This is a genomic window from Wenyingzhuangia gilva (assembly GCF_030519655.1).
GTDB classification, from domain to species: domain Bacteria; phylum Bacteroidota; class Bacteroidia; order Flavobacteriales; family Flavobacteriaceae; genus Wenyingzhuangia; species Wenyingzhuangia gilva.
Genome location: NZ_JAUMIT010000002.1, coordinates 360608 through 375841, shown reverse-complemented (window position 1 = coordinate 375841; position 15234 = coordinate 360608). Strand labels below are relative to the sequence as shown.

17 protein-coding genes are annotated in these 15234 nt (G+C 30.4%); 9 read left to right on the top strand and 8 right to left on the bottom strand.

The window, feature by feature from the left end:
- The first annotated feature begins 149 nt into the window (after window positions 1–149).
- From QVZ41_RS06745 to QVZ41_RS06730, 4 genes are all read left to right on the top strand, one after another.
- A complete protein-coding gene (locus QVZ41_RS06745; protein WP_302883784.1) occupies window positions 150–812 on the top strand; it encodes an ABC transporter ATP-binding protein in 663 nt (220 codons plus the stop codon).
- 154 nt (window positions 813–966) lie between these two features.
- Window positions 967–1701: a 5'-methylthioadenosine/adenosylhomocysteine nucleosidase gene (locus QVZ41_RS06740; RefSeq protein WP_302883783.1), complete on the top strand. Its 735-nt coding sequence runs from the start codon at window positions 967–969 to the stop codon at window positions 1699–1701.
- Window positions 1702–1862: 161 nt separating this feature from the next.
- A complete protein-coding gene (locus QVZ41_RS06735) occupies window positions 1863–3119 on the top strand; it encodes a dihydroorotase (protein ID WP_302883782.1) in 1257 nt (418 codons plus the stop codon).
- Window positions 3119–3763 (top strand): alpha/beta hydrolase, encoded by a 645-nt coding sequence (locus QVZ41_RS06730; RefSeq protein WP_302883781.1) that lies wholly within the window; start codon window positions 3119–3121, stop codon window positions 3761–3763. Before QVZ41_RS06735 ends, QVZ41_RS06730 begins: the two co-directional genes overlap by 1 nt.
- Window positions 3764–3814: 51 nt before the next feature.
- Here QVZ41_RS06730 and QVZ41_RS06725 read toward each other — a convergent pair whose 3' ends face one another.
- The 4 genes from QVZ41_RS06725 to QVZ41_RS06710 form a co-directional block, all read right to left on the bottom strand.
- Window positions 3815–6217: a M56 family metallopeptidase gene (locus QVZ41_RS06725; RefSeq protein ID WP_302883779.1), complete on the bottom strand. Its 2403-nt coding sequence runs from the start codon at window positions 6215–6217 to the stop codon at window positions 3815–3817.
- Between the two features lies 1 nt (window position 6218).
- Entirely contained in the window at window positions 6219–6578 is a 360-nt protein-coding gene (locus QVZ41_RS06720) for a BlaI/MecI/CopY family transcriptional regulator (protein WP_302883778.1), read from the bottom strand.
- A gap of 187 nt (window positions 6579–6765) precedes the next feature.
- Window positions 6766–6930, bottom strand: a complete 165-nt coding sequence (locus QVZ41_RS06715; RefSeq protein ID WP_302883776.1) for a YqaE/Pmp3 family membrane protein — start codon at window positions 6928–6930, stop codon at window positions 6766–6768.
- A gap of 45 nt (window positions 6931–6975) precedes the next feature.
- Window positions 6976–7737 carry an MBL fold metallo-hydrolase gene (locus QVZ41_RS06710; protein ID WP_302883775.1) on the bottom strand — a complete coding sequence of 254 codons (762 nt, stop codon included), beginning with the start codon at window positions 7735–7737 and terminating at the stop codon, window positions 6976–6978.
- Between the two features lie 89 nt (window positions 7738–7826).
- Between QVZ41_RS06710 and QVZ41_RS06705 the strand changes: the two genes are divergently transcribed.
- From QVZ41_RS06705 to QVZ41_RS06690, 4 genes are read left to right on the top strand one after another with little or no spacing between them, the layout of a single operon-like run.
- The gene (locus tag QVZ41_RS06705) at window positions 7827–9272 is read left to right on the top strand and encodes a TonB-dependent receptor (RefSeq protein WP_302883774.1); all 1446 of its coding nucleotides are present in this window, start codon (window positions 7827–7829) and stop codon (window positions 9270–9272) included.
- A gap of 8 nt (window positions 9273–9280) precedes the next feature.
- Window positions 9281–9823: an RNA polymerase sigma factor gene (locus QVZ41_RS06700; RefSeq protein WP_302883856.1), complete on the top strand. Its 543-nt coding sequence runs from the start codon at window positions 9281–9283 to the stop codon at window positions 9821–9823.
- Window positions 9824–9856: 33 nt separating this feature from the next.
- On the top strand, window positions 9857–10336 hold the full coding sequence (locus QVZ41_RS06695) for a hypothetical protein (RefSeq protein WP_302883773.1): 480 nt from the start codon (window positions 9857–9859) through the stop codon (window positions 10334–10336).
- 4 nt (window positions 10337–10340) lie between these two features.
- Window positions 10341–10775 (top strand): hypothetical protein, encoded by a 435-nt coding sequence (locus tag QVZ41_RS06690; protein ID WP_302883772.1) that lies wholly within the window; start codon window positions 10341–10343, stop codon window positions 10773–10775.
- On the opposite strand, the gene QVZ41_RS06685 is transcribed toward QVZ41_RS06690, so the two are convergent.
- Both QVZ41_RS06685 and QVZ41_RS06680 read right to left on the bottom strand, forming a co-directional pair.
- Window positions 10772–11806: a chorismate-binding protein gene (locus QVZ41_RS06685; RefSeq protein WP_302883771.1), complete on the bottom strand. Its 1035-nt coding sequence runs from the start codon at window positions 11804–11806 to the stop codon at window positions 10772–10774. The two genes, QVZ41_RS06690 and QVZ41_RS06685, sit on opposite strands and share 4 nt — an antisense overlap.
- Before the next feature lie 9 nt (window positions 11807–11815).
- Window positions 11816–12229 (bottom strand): PaaI family thioesterase, encoded by a 414-nt coding sequence (locus QVZ41_RS06680; RefSeq protein WP_302883770.1) that lies wholly within the window; start codon window positions 12227–12229, stop codon window positions 11816–11818.
- A 77-nt stretch (window positions 12230–12306) separates the two neighbouring features.
- On the opposite strand from QVZ41_RS06680, the gene QVZ41_RS06675 reads away from it, so the two are divergent.
- Entirely contained in the window at window positions 12307–12825 is a 519-nt protein-coding gene (locus QVZ41_RS06675) for an IS1096 element passenger TnpR family protein (RefSeq protein ID WP_302883769.1), read from the top strand.
- On the opposite strand, the gene QVZ41_RS06670 is transcribed toward QVZ41_RS06675, so the two are convergent.
- Both QVZ41_RS06670 and QVZ41_RS06665 read right to left on the bottom strand, forming a co-directional pair.
- Window positions 12822–13748, bottom strand: a complete 927-nt coding sequence (locus QVZ41_RS06670) for a GYDIA family GHMP kinase (RefSeq protein WP_302883768.1) — start codon at window positions 13746–13748, stop codon at window positions 12822–12824. The two genes, QVZ41_RS06675 and QVZ41_RS06670, sit on opposite strands and share 4 nt — an antisense overlap.
- Window positions 13748–15019 carry a hydroxymethylglutaryl-CoA reductase, degradative gene (locus QVZ41_RS06665; protein WP_302883767.1) on the bottom strand — a complete coding sequence of 424 codons (1272 nt, stop codon included), beginning with the start codon at window positions 15017–15019 and terminating at the stop codon, window positions 13748–13750. Before QVZ41_RS06665 ends, QVZ41_RS06670 begins: the two co-directional genes overlap by 1 nt.
- Window positions 15020–15234: the final 215 nt, after the last annotated feature.

The window sequence follows — 15234 nt, the reverse complement described above, 5'->3', positions numbered from 1 at the left end:
AAAATTATGTGTAATAAAATCAAAAATATAAATTACCTGCCACTAACCTCCTCATTCACACAATATTTTTCTATAAAAAATAAGTATTTAACAAAAAAGCCAGAATCGTAACTTTTTTAGTACTTTCGTTTGGTTACTTTCTACATATTATGATAACTGCAAAAAACATTCAAAAAACCTTTAACAACAATCTTGTTCTTAAAGGAATAGATTTACATATTAAAAAAGCCGAAGTAGTTGCTATTGTTGGTCCCTCTGGTGCCGGTAAAACAACCCTTTTGCAAATTTTAAGCACGTTAGATAAACCTGATGAAATTAAAGAGAGTGCATTAAAAATTAATAACATCTCGCCTATTGAATTAAATGATAAAAAAATATCGGAATTCAGGAATGAGCATATTGGTTTTGTTTTTCAATTTCATCAATTGTTACCTGAATTTACTGCCCTAGAAAATGTTTGTATTCCTGCCTATATAGGAAATAAAAAAACAGAAGAGACAAAACAAAGAGCTTTAGAATTGTTAGATTTTTTAGGAATTAAAGACAAAGCAGACCGTAAACCCAATCAACTTTCTGGTGGAGAACAACAACGTGTTGCGGTTGCTAGAGCCTTAATTAATCAACCAGCTATAGTGTTTGCTGATGAACCTAGTGGAAACTTAGATACTGAAAGTGCTGCCAATTTACATGATTTGTTTTTTGAACTAAGAGATAAATTTGACCAAACATTTGTGATTGTTACCCACAACGAAACCTTAGCCAACATGGCTGATAGAAAATTAACCATGAGAGATGGACATCTTGTAAACTAGTTCTTGGGTTTTGGTTTATAGTTCTTGGTTGTTCCTTAAATATGCCAATGATAAAATTCATAAACACATTTCTTCAAACGCCTATAAAATAAGTGTATAACTATTCTAAAATCAACTAGAAACCAGTAACCACCAATTAACAACTAAAAAAAACATGATCGGAATTATTAGTGCTATGCACGATGAGTTGGCAGAACTCTTAGATATTTTACAAGACAAAAAAACAATAGTTCTTGGGAATAGAGAATATTACACAGGAAATATTACCAATCAAAAAGTAGTCATTGTTTTTTCTAAATGGGGAAAAGTCGCCGCTGCTATTACTACTACTCAACTAATTAGTAGTTTTAAACCTACCAAAATTATTTTTTCTGGGGTGGCTGGTGCTATCAATCCGACCTTAAATATTGGTGATATTGTTTATGGAACTTCTTTAATTCAGCACGATATGGACGCTTCTCCATTGTTTCCAAAATTTGAAATTCCATTATTAGGGAAATCAACCATTCAAACTGTAGAAGATGAAAAATTATTTAGTTGCATTGAGGAATTTAAGGAGCAATATTATGAGTATGTTTCTCCAGAAGAAGCCAATGAATTCGGAATTAAATATCCTAAAATAATCAAAGGAATTATTGCTAGTGGTGATGAATTTATTAGCGATAATATCAAACAAAAACAATTACAAAATGACATTCCTGATTTACAATGTGTAGAAATGGAAGGAGCTGCAGTGGCTCAAGTTTGTGATGAATATAAAATTCCTTTTCATATTATTAGAATTATATCAGACAAGGCAGACCATAGTGCACATATAGATTTCCCTGCCTTTACCAAACAAATTGCCAGCAAGTATGCAAAAGGGATTCTAGAAAATTATTGCAGTTAAGCATAGTTTCTGTATCTTTGACCAATCCTTGAAACAATGACGAATAACGCTAAACATCTTTACGCGAAATACCAGTCAGCTCAACAGAGCAAATTTGTTTATTTCCCTATTTATAGGGCAACTTATTCCATATTTTCCAACATTTTGATTAAGCAAACAGCATGAATATATTATTAAAATCGGCTACCGTTTTTGACCCTAAAAGCACGCACCATAACCAAACAGTGGATGTTTTAATAGAAAATGGTCTTATTTCTAAAATAGACAACAACATTTCTTGTCCAACAAACTGTGATGAAATCAACCTAGAAAACTTAATTATTTCTAACGGATGGTTTGATGCTAGTGTCAGTTTTGGAGAACCTGGTTACGAAGACAGAGAAACCATTGCCAACGGTATTGAAGTAGCTGCCAAAAGTGGATTTACTCAAATAGGACTAAACTCAAACTGTTATCCTTATACAGATTCAAAATCAATCGTAAACTTTTTAAAAACCAAAGCTGTAGGAACTGCTGTTAATATTTATCCTATAGGAAGCTTGACTAAAAAAAGTGAAGGAACAGAAATTGCAGAATTGTATGACATGCAACAAGCAGGTGCCATTGCTTTTAACGATTATAAAAAAGGAACCCAAAATGCCAATCTTATAAAAATTGCCTTACAGTACACACAAAGTTTTGGTGGTTTGGTGATGAGTTACCCAAGCAACTGTAACATTGCGGGTGAAGGTTTGGTAAATGAAGGAATTAACAGTACCCGTTTAGGTTTAAAAGGTACGCCTGCTTTGGCAGAAGAATTACAAGTGAGTAGAGATTTATTTTTACTAGAATATACCGGAGGAAAACTTCATATACCTACCATCAGTACTCAAAAATCAGTAGCCTTAATAAAAGAAGCAAAAGCAAAAGGGTTAAATATTACCTGTAGCGTAAGTGCAGATCACTTAACCATTACAGATGATGAATTGGCTAGTTTTGATGCCAATTACAAAATTGCTCCACCACTAAGAACGCAACAAGATGTAAATGCATTGATTGAGGGATTAAAAGATGGAACCATTGATTTTATTACTTCTGACCACGACCCTATTGATATAGAAAACAAAAAACTAGAATTCAGCCATGCCATTGATGGAAGTATTGGTTTAGAAAGTTTGTTTGTGAGTTTACAAGATATTTTAGGTCTAGATTTATTGATTGAAAAAATTACAACAACTCCACAAACAATTTTTGGATTATCAAACTCAACTATTACAGAAGGAGAAAAAGCAAATTTAAGTTTATTCACCACCAAAGGAACCAAAACATTTACTCAGGAAGATATCTTATCTACCTCAACAAACAGTGCTTATTTAGGTAAAAAAGCAACTGGTAAAGTATACGGAACTTATAACAATGGGATTTTAACTTTAGCTTAATGACAGATTTATCTTTAGAATATTTGGTACAAGAACCAAGTATAAAAACAGACAAAACACCTTTAATATTATTGATTCACGGATACGGAAGTAACAAAGAAGATTTATTCTCTTTTGCTAGTGAATTGCCAAAACAAGCTTTGATAGTAAGCGTACAAGCTCCTATTGCTTTGCCTTTTGGTGGCTATGCTTGGTACAGTATTACTTTTGATGCCGATGAAAATAAGTTTTCTGATCCTGATGAAGGAAAAGCTTCTGTTCAAAAATTGAATATTTTTTTAGAAGAAATCATTCAAAAATATAAGGTTGATGAAAACAATATTTTCTTAACAGGATTTAGTCAAGGAGCTATTTTAAGTTATGCCTATTCTTTTACTTTTCCTGATAAAGTACAACATGTAGCGGCGATAAGCGGATATTTTAATCACGATTTTTTGATAGAAAAACCTACTAAAAATAAGGTTGATTATTTTATTTCTCACGGAACCGTAGATCAAGTAATTCCTGTAGATTGGGCTAGAAAAGCTCCTGAATTTTTAACGTCTCTTGGAATTGATAATACTTATAAAGAATATCCTGTAGGACACGGAATACACCCTAACAATTTCTACGATTTTAAAGATTGGATTTTAAAACGTATGTAACAAAAAACGCTCAACTTAAGTTGAGCGTTTTACATAAAAGAGGAGTTTAATTTATTTTTTTTTCTTTTTCATCGTAATTTCTATCACTCCATCTTTTCCTTTTTCTCCATATTTATCTGTTGCATGTTTATCTTTTAAAACATTTATTGATTGAATATCGTCTGGATTTATTTTTTTGAACTCTTCATCGGAAACTTCTTCTCCATCGATAATATATAAAGGGTTTTTAATTAAATTTAGATCCTTAGCATCTAACTCTATTGTACGTTGTTTTATACCTAAAGATTCGGTTTTAACTCCATCTCCATAGGATACAACTTTTATATCAGGATAAGATTTTGAAACTTGAGTTGTTGAATCATTATCTTTTTTCATGGTAATCTCCACAACTCCATTTTTTCCTTTCTCTCCATATTTTTCTGTGGCATGTTTATCTTTCAAAACAGTAATATTATCTATATCATCTGGATTTATTTTTTTGAACTCTTCATCAGAAATTTCTTTTCCATCGATAATATATAGTGGATTTTTATCACTCAAAGAAATCTTTCTTTTTATTATTACTGATGAATTATTGGGGGGATTACCATAATCAGCCTCGGTAGCATTATCACTTCTTAAATCGCCTAGAGATTTCATCTTAATGATAGAATCTTTAGAGTTAATATTTTCTTTTAAAACAACGATCTTCTTTTTCTCGAAACTAAATGCTTTCTCTTGATACAACTTGAGACCGTATCCATCTCCTACATATGAAATCATAATATCCTTTTTTAGAGCTTCTGGAGATTCTACAATTAATTTTTTTTTATCAGAATACTTTGATTCTGCAATAATTTCTATAGCTTTTATCTGACCGTTACTATTCCTTTTAACATTTTTAAACTCTATAATAATTCCTTTTTCCTTTAATCGGTCTACACACTTTTCTAAGAATTTATCACTATAATTTTTAGTTATTCTAGTCGCGAAAGAATGAGACCCCGCAAGAACGTCTAGATCTCCATAAGTAACCGCTCCAGTTTTATTTACTTTAGAAGTAGATAATAATTTAGTTACGGGATTATATCTTAAAACACTTTTATCTTTAACATCCATAGTCACAGTTTTTCCCCCACCATTATTTTTGAATTCATATTCTAGTTGACTAATTTTATTATTTTCGTTTCTTTTTAATACTTTAAAATTAAACTCAACATCATACTTATCATTAAAATGTTTTTTAACACTCTCTAAGTAATCGACCGTTATATCTTTATCTATTATAATTTCAAAAATATCGTTACGTCCTTTTTTTCTCTCGTTTTCAACAAAATCCAAAGAATTAATGTGAAACAAATTGTTTTCATATTTTATATGTATTGCATTTATAGGAGCACCACTGTTAATTCTATAACGTCCATCTTTCCCGTCTTTAAGAATTGTAAAATCTATCCATGTAATTAAATTATTATCATTTCTTTTTACTTTTTTTAAATCCAATTCAAAACCTTGACTTTCTAGCTTTTGTCTAAACTGTTTAAAATCTAGTTCAGAGAATGTATTGTAAATAATAAACTCATTTTTATTTAAAACATGTTCTTCAATTCTCTCCACATAAACATCTTCAGTATTAAAGCTCATTAAAAACAAAGCTAACGCAGGAACTACCAGCGCATACTTTAATAAATTAATTTTTTTAGATTTTGATTTTTGTAACATAGCGATTCTTTTTTTGATTAATGAATTGTAAAAATGATTGCTCAAAGCCACTTGATGGTTAGGAACACTGACTTTTAACAAAGTATATTGATAACTTTTTGTATCGTTAAATTGATTTAAAGCATATTTATCGGCTAAAAACTCTAAGTTTTGTTTTAAACTTTTGTTATACAACCATACAAAAGGATGAAACCAAAGCAATACACAACAAATTTCCATCAATAAAATATCTACAGAATGATATTGCTTGGCATGTACTTTTTCATGCGTAATAATTTGCTCTAACTCTGTTGAGTTAAACTGATTTGGATTGTAAACAATCCATTTAAAAAATGAAAAAGGCGAAAGTTCAGTTGTGGTTTCTGTAAAAATGTATCCTTCTTTTTTGTGACTCTTATTTTTCTTAATCACGCTAGCCAAAGAAATCAATCTAAAGAAAAAACGAAGAGAAAAAATGATGATTCCTAAAGCATAGACCATCGGCAAATAATCTAATAGATCAAAAGGCTTGTCAACAACTGTAGGCGTCAACATTTCTACTTCTTGAAAACTTTCAATAGAATCAACAGACTCTTCCCGAGGAATATATTCATGATATACCGGAATCACAATTAGTGGAATTGTAAAAGACATTAAAATTCCTAAAATTAAAAACCATCTGTTTGCCTCAAAAAAAGTATCTCTTTGTAAAAACAACCTATAAATTCCATAAAAAACTACAATAACAGCGCTTACTTTTAATAAATATTCCATGCTATTTTTTGTTTTCTATTAAGGCAATAATATCTTTTAGCTCTTCTACACTTATCTTTTCTTCTTTAGCAAAAAATGACACCATGTTTTTATAAGAATTGTTAAAATAATGATCAATGGCCTGATTCATAAATTGTTTTCTATACTCTTCTTTTTTAACCACAGGATAATATTGATGTGTTTTTCCATAAGCATGATAAGTTACATATCCTTTCTCTTCTAAATTCCTAACTATGGTAGACAGCGTATTGTAATGAGGTTTGTCTCCCTTAATTTCTGCCAACACATCTTTTACAAAAGCTTTTTCTAACTTCCATATTACATGCATTACTTCTTCTTCTTTGTTTGTTAATTTTTCCATATCCTTTTTATTGTTAAATTCCAAAAACATATTCATATATGAATCGTTCGTTGACACAAACCTAAAACTATTTTATTAGTTATACAACTAAAAAAATAGTTAAATAACTAATTATATAGTTTTTAGACATAAAAAAAGATGTCATTTACAATGACATCTTTGATTTTTGAGTTAAAAAGAAATGATTTTAATCTTGCATCACCACCCACAATCCATGTATAATAGCTGGTAAAAAAAAGACAAAACATAATACAATATTGATCAGTAAATGTTTGTCTACTCCTCTTTTTAAATAGACAGCTAATGGTGGTAATAAAATAGCAAGTATGATGAGTAAGATTTTGTTGGTCATAATTTTAGATTGAGTGTTACCAACCTAAATTACGAATAATTATGTTTACAATTCAATTTGTAAACCATCATAAGCTAAAAAAACATTCTTAGGTAAAGTCTTACTCACTTCTTCGTGAAAACCCAATCGGTGACTAATATGAGTAAAATAAGCTTTTTCTGGATGGATGATTTTTACCATTTCCAAAGCTTCTTCCAAATTCATATGCGTAGGATGTGTTTCAATTCTAAGCGCACTCAACACAATGGTTTTTACTCCTTTTAGTTTTTCTAAAGATGCTTTACAAATTGTTTTTACATCTGTTAAATAGGCAAAATCATCAATTCTATATCCTAAAATAGGCAAACCTCCATGATCTACTTCTATAGGAATAATGATTTTATCTTTAAAAGTAAAAGGATGTTCATCAACAATATTAGGAAGTACAGCTGCCGCACCAGGGTACCTGTTTTCCGTACTAAAAATATAATCGTATCTATTAGCCAAACTTTCCATTACTCTAGGCATTGCATAAACAGGCATTGGTCCAATTTTATAACAAAAAGGTCTAATATCATCTAAACCCGCAATATGGTCAGAATGTTCGTGGGTAAAGAAAATACCATCAATATTCTTGATATTATTATTTAATATTTGCATTCTAAAATCGGCTCCACAATCTATCAAACAAGAAAATTTGTCCCATTGAATATGAATGGAGGAACGCATTCTTTTGTCCTTGTTATCTGTTGAAAAATTGACTGGTTCATCAGATAATAACATGGGAATACCTTGGGAAGTACCTGTGCCTAAAAAAGTTATCTTCATGTAAAAAAATCTTATTCAAAAATACGAAAACACAGTTAGTTACGGCACAAAAATTGGTATATTTGGGATAAAACATTGAATAAATTAACATGGCTGTAATACATAAAGGAGACATTCCTGTTGAAAATATCCTAACTAGTAAAACCAAGGCTCTTAAAATTAATCTTAATGAAAACATTTATGGAACGTTTTCTGAAATTGGTGCCGGACAAGAAACAGTAAGACATTTTTTTAGAGCTGGTGGATCTTCCGGAACTATTGCTAAAGCCATGAGTGCTTATGACAAAGACTTTTCTGATGCAATTTATGGAGTCGAAGAACACAATAGATATGTTACCGAAAGTCGTTTAAAGAAAATGTTGCGTCACGAAATTCAATTAATTGAAGACAGACTTGACCGAATTAAACATCCAGAAAAAATTTACTTTTCTTACGCCAATACTGTTGCAACCATAGATTTTGCCAAAAAATTTAAAGGTCATGGATGGGTTGGAATTCAGTTTCAATTAGATCCTAATGAGCGTTACAACGAAATTGTACTGCATACCAGATTTAAACAAACAGACGCTACTTTACAACAAGAAACGCTTGGACGTTTAGGAGTCAACCTTATTTACGGAGCTTTTTATTATAATGACAACCCTAAAGATTTAATCAAGTCTTTGTATGACAACATAGGTTTAGATGAAATTGAAATTGACATGATTAACTTCTCTGGTCCTCGTTTTACTTATGTTGATAACCGATTGATGAGTTTACAATTGGTTAAAAACGGAATGACCAATGCGGTAATGTTTGATTCTTTAGGGAAAAATCTTTTGCCTGCTCAAGAACTATATAAAAAAAATATTTTGGCATTAAGAGGTCGATTTAGACCTGTTACCAAAGTAAACATGGATGTTTACGAAGGATCACAGAAATTATTTTTTGAAAACAAAAGAGTAGATCCAGCAGCAACCAGAACCATTTTTGAAATTACACTTTCTAACTTAAAAAATGAAGGGGAGATTAATGAACGTGACTTTTTAGACCGAGCAGATTTATTGTGCTCTTTAGGGCAAATTGTAATGATTACCAATTTTCAAGAATATTATAAGTTGGTGGAATACTTTGGTGAATTTACTAACGAACAAATTGGATTCGCCATGGGTACCGATAGTATTATGAATATTTTTGATATTAAATACTACAACAATTTAAAAGGAAGTATCCTTGAAGGAATCGGAAAATTATTTTCAAACAACTTAAAAATATACTTATATCCTATTTTAGGAGCCGATGAAAAAACCATTATTGATAGTAACAATTTAAAGTTAAATCATAAAGTAAAAGAACTTTATAAATACTTTAAACAGGCTAATAAAATTATAGACATTAAAGAATATGATGTATCTCACATGAAAATTCAAGGTCATGATGTATTTAGAAAAATTAGTACTAACGAAGAAGGTTGGGAAGCAATGCTACCTGAAGGAATTGCAGAAACAATTAAGTTTAAAGGGTTGTTTGGCTATAAAAAGCAAATAAACTTATAATTAGTTTGATAGATAACGAACAAAAACTAATTAACGATTTAAAAAATGCCAAAACTCAATCTAAGGCATTTGATGAATTGGTTAAACTATACAAGGTACGCTTGTATTGGCACATCCGTAAAATTGTGATTAGTCACGATGATACAGATGATGTTTTACAAAATACTTTTATCAAAGTATTTAAAAACATTGGTGGATTTAAAGAAGAAAGCAAACTTTTCTCATGGATGTACCGCATTGCTACAAACGAAGCCATCACTTTTCTTAATAAAAAGGCTAAAAAAAGTAATCTAGATATAGATGATTATCAAAAGGAACTTAGGTCTTCTTTACAAGATGATGAACTTTTTGATGGTGATGCCATTCAAATAATTTTACAAAAAGCAATTGCAGAGTTACCTCAAAAACAACAACTTGTATTTAACATGAAGTATTATGATGAAATGAAGTACGAAGAAATGTCTGAAATTTTGGAAACTTCTGTAGGGGCTTTAAAAGCATCTTATCATCATGCAGTAAAAAAAATAGAAGCTTTTATAAAAAACCATTAAACCTTTTGATTATTAGTGTATCTAATAAATAACATGAATGAAAACCATCAACATAGTGACCAATTTTTAAAGGATTTAACCAAAGGCAAAAATCCATTTAAAACTCCTGAAAATTACTTTGATAATTTATCAGAAAAAATAGCTATTGATATTTTTGAGCAAAGTTTACCTAATGAATCTGGATTTAAAACACCTGAACTTTATTTTGAAAACTTTAAAGTAAAAAAACCACAAAGTAAAATTATATCATTACTACCTTATTTTACTACAGCTGCAGTTATTGTTTTTGGATTTTTTATTTTTAACAACAACAATCAATCTTCTATAGATAAATTAAGTAGAGAAGATATTATCAACTACCTTAGCTCAGAAGATGGTATTGAAACCAGTGATATTTTAGAAAACACATCCATTAACACAAACAATATCATGTTTACCAGTTTAGATAATATTGACATGGACATAGACCAATTAGATATAGAACTAAACGAATATGATATTTTAGAATATTAGCCATATGAAAAAACAGTTTACCCTACTTTTATTTTTCCTATTCATGAGCGTTAGCTTTTTTGGACAAGGAAATGATGAAAATTCTCGTGAAAAAATAAGAAGTGCTAAAGTTAGCTTTATCTCTAACGAAATATCACTTACTCCTGAACAAGCAGAAAAATTTTGGCCAATTTACAACAGCTTTAGAGACAGTATGTATAAATTATATGGTGAAAAACACAACATTGAAAGACGTGTAGACTTTAATAAAGTCACCGAAAAAGAGGCTAAAATCTTAGTTCAAAAAATTCAAGACAAAGAAGTACAAATCAATCAAGCAAAAACAAATTATATTAAGGAATTAAGCAAAATATTAGCGTATAAACAAATACTAAAACTTAATTATGCTGAACACAAATTCAAAAAAACTTTATTAGAAAGAATCAAGAAAGAAAACTAAAGAACTGCTTTAATAATTTGACTCTTAGCAACCGTTTCTTCCCATTCTTTTTCTGCATTGCTTTCTGCTGTAATTCCACCACCCACATACAAAACAACTTTATTATTTACATATTGAAAACATCTTAAATTCACAAAAAAAGATGTTTCATTTGCCATATTTAACGCCCCTAAATAACCACTATAATAAGATCTGTTATAACTTTCGTTTTGTAAGATAAACTTTTTACTCAACTCTTTTGGCAACCCACAAACCGCGGGTGTTGGATGTAATAATTTCACCAAGGTTTCAACATCTTTTGAATCAACTAAAGTTCCGCTAATATTTGTTTTTAGATGTAACAAACTTCCTGCTCTTACAGTTTCTACTTTTGAGAACTCTAAATTTTGAACAGCATTTTCTAAATGTTCCTTAATAAAATCAGAAACCATTTGTTGCTCTTCTAATTCTTTAGTTCCCCATGCTGGATTTAAATCGCCTTTAAAAGTTTGCGTACCAGCCAAAGCCATGGTTTTAAAAGTATTATTTTCAATGTTTAACAATGTTTCTGGTGTTGCTCCCATCCACAAACCAACTTTTGGATGAAACCACACATAAACATAAGCATTAGGGTATTGATTCATCAACTTGTTATAAACCTCCAACAAGTTAAAATCTGAAACCAAAACCTCTTCTTTTCTAGAAACTACAATTTTAGAAATTTCTGTCTCCTGAATAGTTTTTATAGCTTTTTTAACAATATTTATATGTGTTAATTTTGCTGCTTCTTGGTTTTTTTCCTCAACTCCTGTGGGTTCAAAATCAAAAACTTGTACCTCATCCTTAAAATAAACATCGGGTTGAATCAGATATGCTTTTTCATCATTGTTAAAAGGAGCAAAAACATAACCAGACAACGAAAAATCATCAAATTCAATCAACTCATCACTTGTTTGAATAATAACCTGAACTTTATTTTCATTAGGATTTTTATAAGCAACAAAAGGCTTTTGTGCCTTAAAGGCAATATTTATTTGTTCGGAATAATTCAAATTAAAAGTTTACTTAGGGATTACAATATTGGTAATTTTACACAAGGAAATCAACGCTCCATCTTCATCAGTAATAGCTACTTGCCACAAATGAGTCGTTCTTCCTTTATGGACAATAGTTGCTTTTGCTGTAACCACTCCTTCTGTTTTACTTTTTAGATGATTTGCAGAAATCTCAATTCCTTTTACCACAAAATCATTAGAATTCACAAATAAAAATGAAGCAGCACTACCAACACTTTCTGCCAAAGCTACCGTAGCACCTCCATGTAAAATTCCTAAGGGCTGATGAACTCTTGAATTTACTGGCATTGTAGCTACTAAATAGTTTTCCCCTATTTCAGTATACTCAATCCCCAATGTTTCCATCAAAGTGTTTTTACTCACCTGATTTATTTTTATCAATGCTTTTTCAAAATCCATTCTTCCTATTTTAATTCTTGTAAAATTACATATTTATTGAGTTTTATAGCTACTTTTGCATTCATAAATTAGAAGAAATGATATACAAAATAAGAGTAATTCTAGACACAAAAAAAGATGTAATTAGAACCCTTTTGGTAGACTCATCAAGCACCTTAGAGGATTTACATAAGTTAATTGCTAAAGTATTTGGTTTTAACGGTCAAGAAATGGCTTCTTTTTATAGATCTGACGATGAATGGAACCAAGGAGAAGAAATTCCTTTATTTTCTATGGATGATGATCCTAATGCTTTATCGATGTCCACAACAACTATTGAGCAAAACATAGAAGATCCTGAAGAGAAATTAATTTATGTATATGATTATTTAAACATGTGGACTTTTTACTGTGAGCTGATAGAAGTTACCAAAACAACTACTTCTGAATTACCAAAGTTAATTTTAACCATTGGAGAGGTTCCTGATGAAGCTCCTGAAAAAGAATTTAAAGCAGACAAACCTAAAAAAGATGAGTTTGATTTAGATGATGATGACTTTGATACTCATTTTGATGAGTTTGATAGCTTAGACGATATTGATTTTGATAATTATTAATTCAAAATCATATCGTTGTAAGAAATAATCGTTGGGTAGTTTTTGCTTAAAAAATAATCTTTAACTTCTTTTTCTGTACCTGTTACCAAAACAAAATCACCTCCCCAAGCTCCTAAACTTTTTACTGCTCCATGATAATCAGGAAATAATTTTTCTTTCACTGGTTTTACCTTTAAAATATCTCCTAAAAAAATTTCATGTTCAGTTAATAATTTGGCAAACTCTTCTATACTTTTAGAAGCAATTATTTTATTGGTTATGCTATTAATCTCATCAATATAACTCTGTTTATCAACAGACAAAGAACGATACATTTTAATTCCTTCCTTACTGTCTTGTTTCTGATTTAAATACACAAAAAACAATTCATTTTTAAAAGAAGGGTTAAAATCTATTTGTTTTACAACAGGTTGAATTCCATTTCTTTGGTAAGTAATCACATGATTGTTTTGAGCACAAGCAATATCATATCCGCTACCTCCAAAAGATTTTTCTAACAATTCAAAAGCATTTACATTTGCCCAGGTAGCAATGTTATTAATTAAGGTAGATGAAGTTCCCAATCCCCAATAATTAGGAAAACTTAAAGCTGTTTTTATTTCTAACCCTTTACAGTCTTTAAGAAAGTAAGGATTCAACAACTTTGCAGTTCTTAATATTTCTTGAAGCGTTTTGGCAATTTTATTTCCATCATTTTTGATAGATGAATTATTAATGATTCCAAAATCATCAATATTAAACTCCGCATTAAACCAACATTCTTTGTCAACAGTATAACTTTTCCAACAGATGGTATTTGCAGTAGTATTATTCACCTCCAAAGACTGCCCATATTTAGTAGGCAAAGCCAAAGAAACAGCCCCATCCAAAACAAGATATTCTCCCGAAATTAATAATTTACCATTGCTATAAAATTGTTGCATTAAGCTCTTATTTTTTTTAATACATCAGCTACTCCACTATAACTTACGGTTTTTCCTGATAACTCTTTGGTTACCGCTTCTTTTTCTTCTTGGGTTGCTTCTAACTGATTCAGAATATTCCCTAAGTGCATTTTCATGTGCCCTTGTTGAATTCCAGTAGTTGTTAATGCTCTTAAAGCTGCAAAATTTTGTGCCAATCCAGCCACAGCAATTATTTGCATTAATTCTTTTGCCGATGGATTGCCTAACATTTCCAAAGATAATTTAGACAATGGATGTGTACTTGTTAATCCACCTACAGTACCTAAAGCCAAAGGTATTTCAATAGAAAAAGTAAAAATACCATTTTCTATCTTACAAGATGTCAAACTTTTATATTTACCTGTTCTTGCAGCATATGCATGTACTCCAGCCTCAACAGCTCTAAAATCATTCCCTGTAGCAATCACCACAGCATCAATTCCATTCATGACTCCTTTATTATGAGTTACCGCTCTATGAGGATCTACATTTGCAATATCAACAGCTTGTTTCATTTTTTTAGCAAATAGAGCACCATTTGTTGGATGTAATTTTTCAACCTCACAACTCACTTCTGCCTTAACCAAACACTCTGGAACGTAATTAGACAAAATACTCATCACTATTTGAATATCGTCTTTTTTAAATTCTTGAGCCATCGCCTCCAAACAAGAATTGATAAAATTAGCCCCCATGGAATCTTGGGTTTCAAAAGTAACGTGTAACTGATAATAATTTTCTAAATCAGCTGTTTTATCTCTTAATTCGATATCCAGAATACCACCACCACGCTTACGCATATTTTCAGTGATGTCATTGGTAACAGCTATTAAGTTAAATTTTTTTGTAGAAAAATATTCTTGTAAGTCCCTTTTATCACCATCATACATAAAATGTACCTGTCCTACTTTAACTGTGTTGATGACTTCAGCTTTAAAACCTCCTTTATCAGACCAAAATTTTGCTACTAACGAAGCTGCAGCCACCACAGAACTCTCTTCAATTGCCATAGGAATAGTGTAATGCTTACCATTGATTATAAAATTAGGAGCCACACCAAATGGCATATAATAATTAGACACGGTATTTTCTATAAAATCGTCATGTAATTGCTGTAATTTTTTGTCGGAATTCCAATATAAACGAAGAATGTCGCTAGCATTTACATTGTCTTTTAAAAAATAATTTGACAGCCATGCTATCTTTTCTTCTTTGTTCAGTTTAGAGAAACCTGATACTAATTTTGACATTTAGATACTTGCTATAAATTTATGGCAAATATACATTGCTTATTTTAAACTTTAGCTAAAGAGAAAATAACTTAGGTTTCACTCAATTAATAGTTATATGGATTTTCTAATAAATCAAAACACCTAGACAAATGTCTTATTGGGCTACTATTTTGTCCTATTGGGCTACTCAAAAGTTTTTATGTATAGGTAACTTTGCATTTAAGTCATGTAAA

What these genes read in the sequence shown, in the direction of transcription:
- QVZ41_RS06745 (WP_302883784.1), top strand. Translation starts at nt 150, where the DNA reads ATGATAACTGCAAAAAACATTCAAAAAACCTTTAACAACAATCTTGTT.
- QVZ41_RS06740 (WP_302883783.1), top strand. Translation starts at nt 967, where the DNA reads ATGATCGGAATTATTAGTGCTATGCACGATGAGTTGGCAGAACTCTTA.
- QVZ41_RS06735 (WP_302883782.1), top strand. Translation starts at nt 1,863, where the DNA reads ATGAATATATTATTAAAATCGGCTACCGTTTTTGACCCTAAAAGCACG.
- QVZ41_RS06730 (WP_302883781.1), top strand. Translation starts at nt 3,119, where the DNA reads ATGACAGATTTATCTTTAGAATATTTGGTACAAGAACCAAGTATAAAA.
- QVZ41_RS06725 (WP_302883779.1), bottom strand. Translation starts at nt 6,217, where the DNA reads ATGGAATATTTATTAAAAGTAAGCGCTGTTATTGTAGTTTTTTATGGA.
- QVZ41_RS06720 (WP_302883778.1), bottom strand. Translation starts at nt 6,578, where the DNA reads ATGGAAAAATTAACAAACAAAGAAGAAGAAGTAATGCATGTAATATGG.
- QVZ41_RS06715 (WP_302883776.1), bottom strand. Translation starts at nt 6,930, where the DNA reads ATGACCAACAAAATCTTACTCATCATACTTGCTATTTTATTACCACCA.
- QVZ41_RS06710 (WP_302883775.1), bottom strand. Translation starts at nt 7,737, where the DNA reads ATGAAGATAACTTTTTTAGGCACAGGTACTTCCCAAGGTATTCCCATG.
- QVZ41_RS06705 (WP_302883774.1), top strand. Translation starts at nt 7,827, where the DNA reads ATGGCTGTAATACATAAAGGAGACATTCCTGTTGAAAATATCCTAACT.
- QVZ41_RS06695 (WP_302883773.1), top strand. Translation starts at nt 9,857, where the DNA reads ATGAATGAAAACCATCAACATAGTGACCAATTTTTAAAGGATTTAACC.
- QVZ41_RS06690 (WP_302883772.1), top strand. Translation starts at nt 10,341, where the DNA reads ATGAAAAAACAGTTTACCCTACTTTTATTTTTCCTATTCATGAGCGTT.
- QVZ41_RS06680 (WP_302883770.1), bottom strand. Translation starts at nt 12,229, where the DNA reads ATGGATTTTGAAAAAGCATTGATAAAAATAAATCAGGTGAGTAAAAAC.
- QVZ41_RS06675 (WP_302883769.1), top strand. Translation starts at nt 12,307, where the DNA reads ATGATATACAAAATAAGAGTAATTCTAGACACAAAAAAAGATGTAATT.
- QVZ41_RS06670 (WP_302883768.1), bottom strand. Translation starts at nt 13,748, where the DNA reads ATGCAACAATTTTATAGCAATGGTAAATTATTAATTTCGGGAGAATAT.
- QVZ41_RS06665 (WP_302883767.1), bottom strand. Translation starts at nt 15,019, where the DNA reads ATGTCAAAATTAGTATCAGGTTTCTCTAAACTGAACAAAGAAGAAAAG.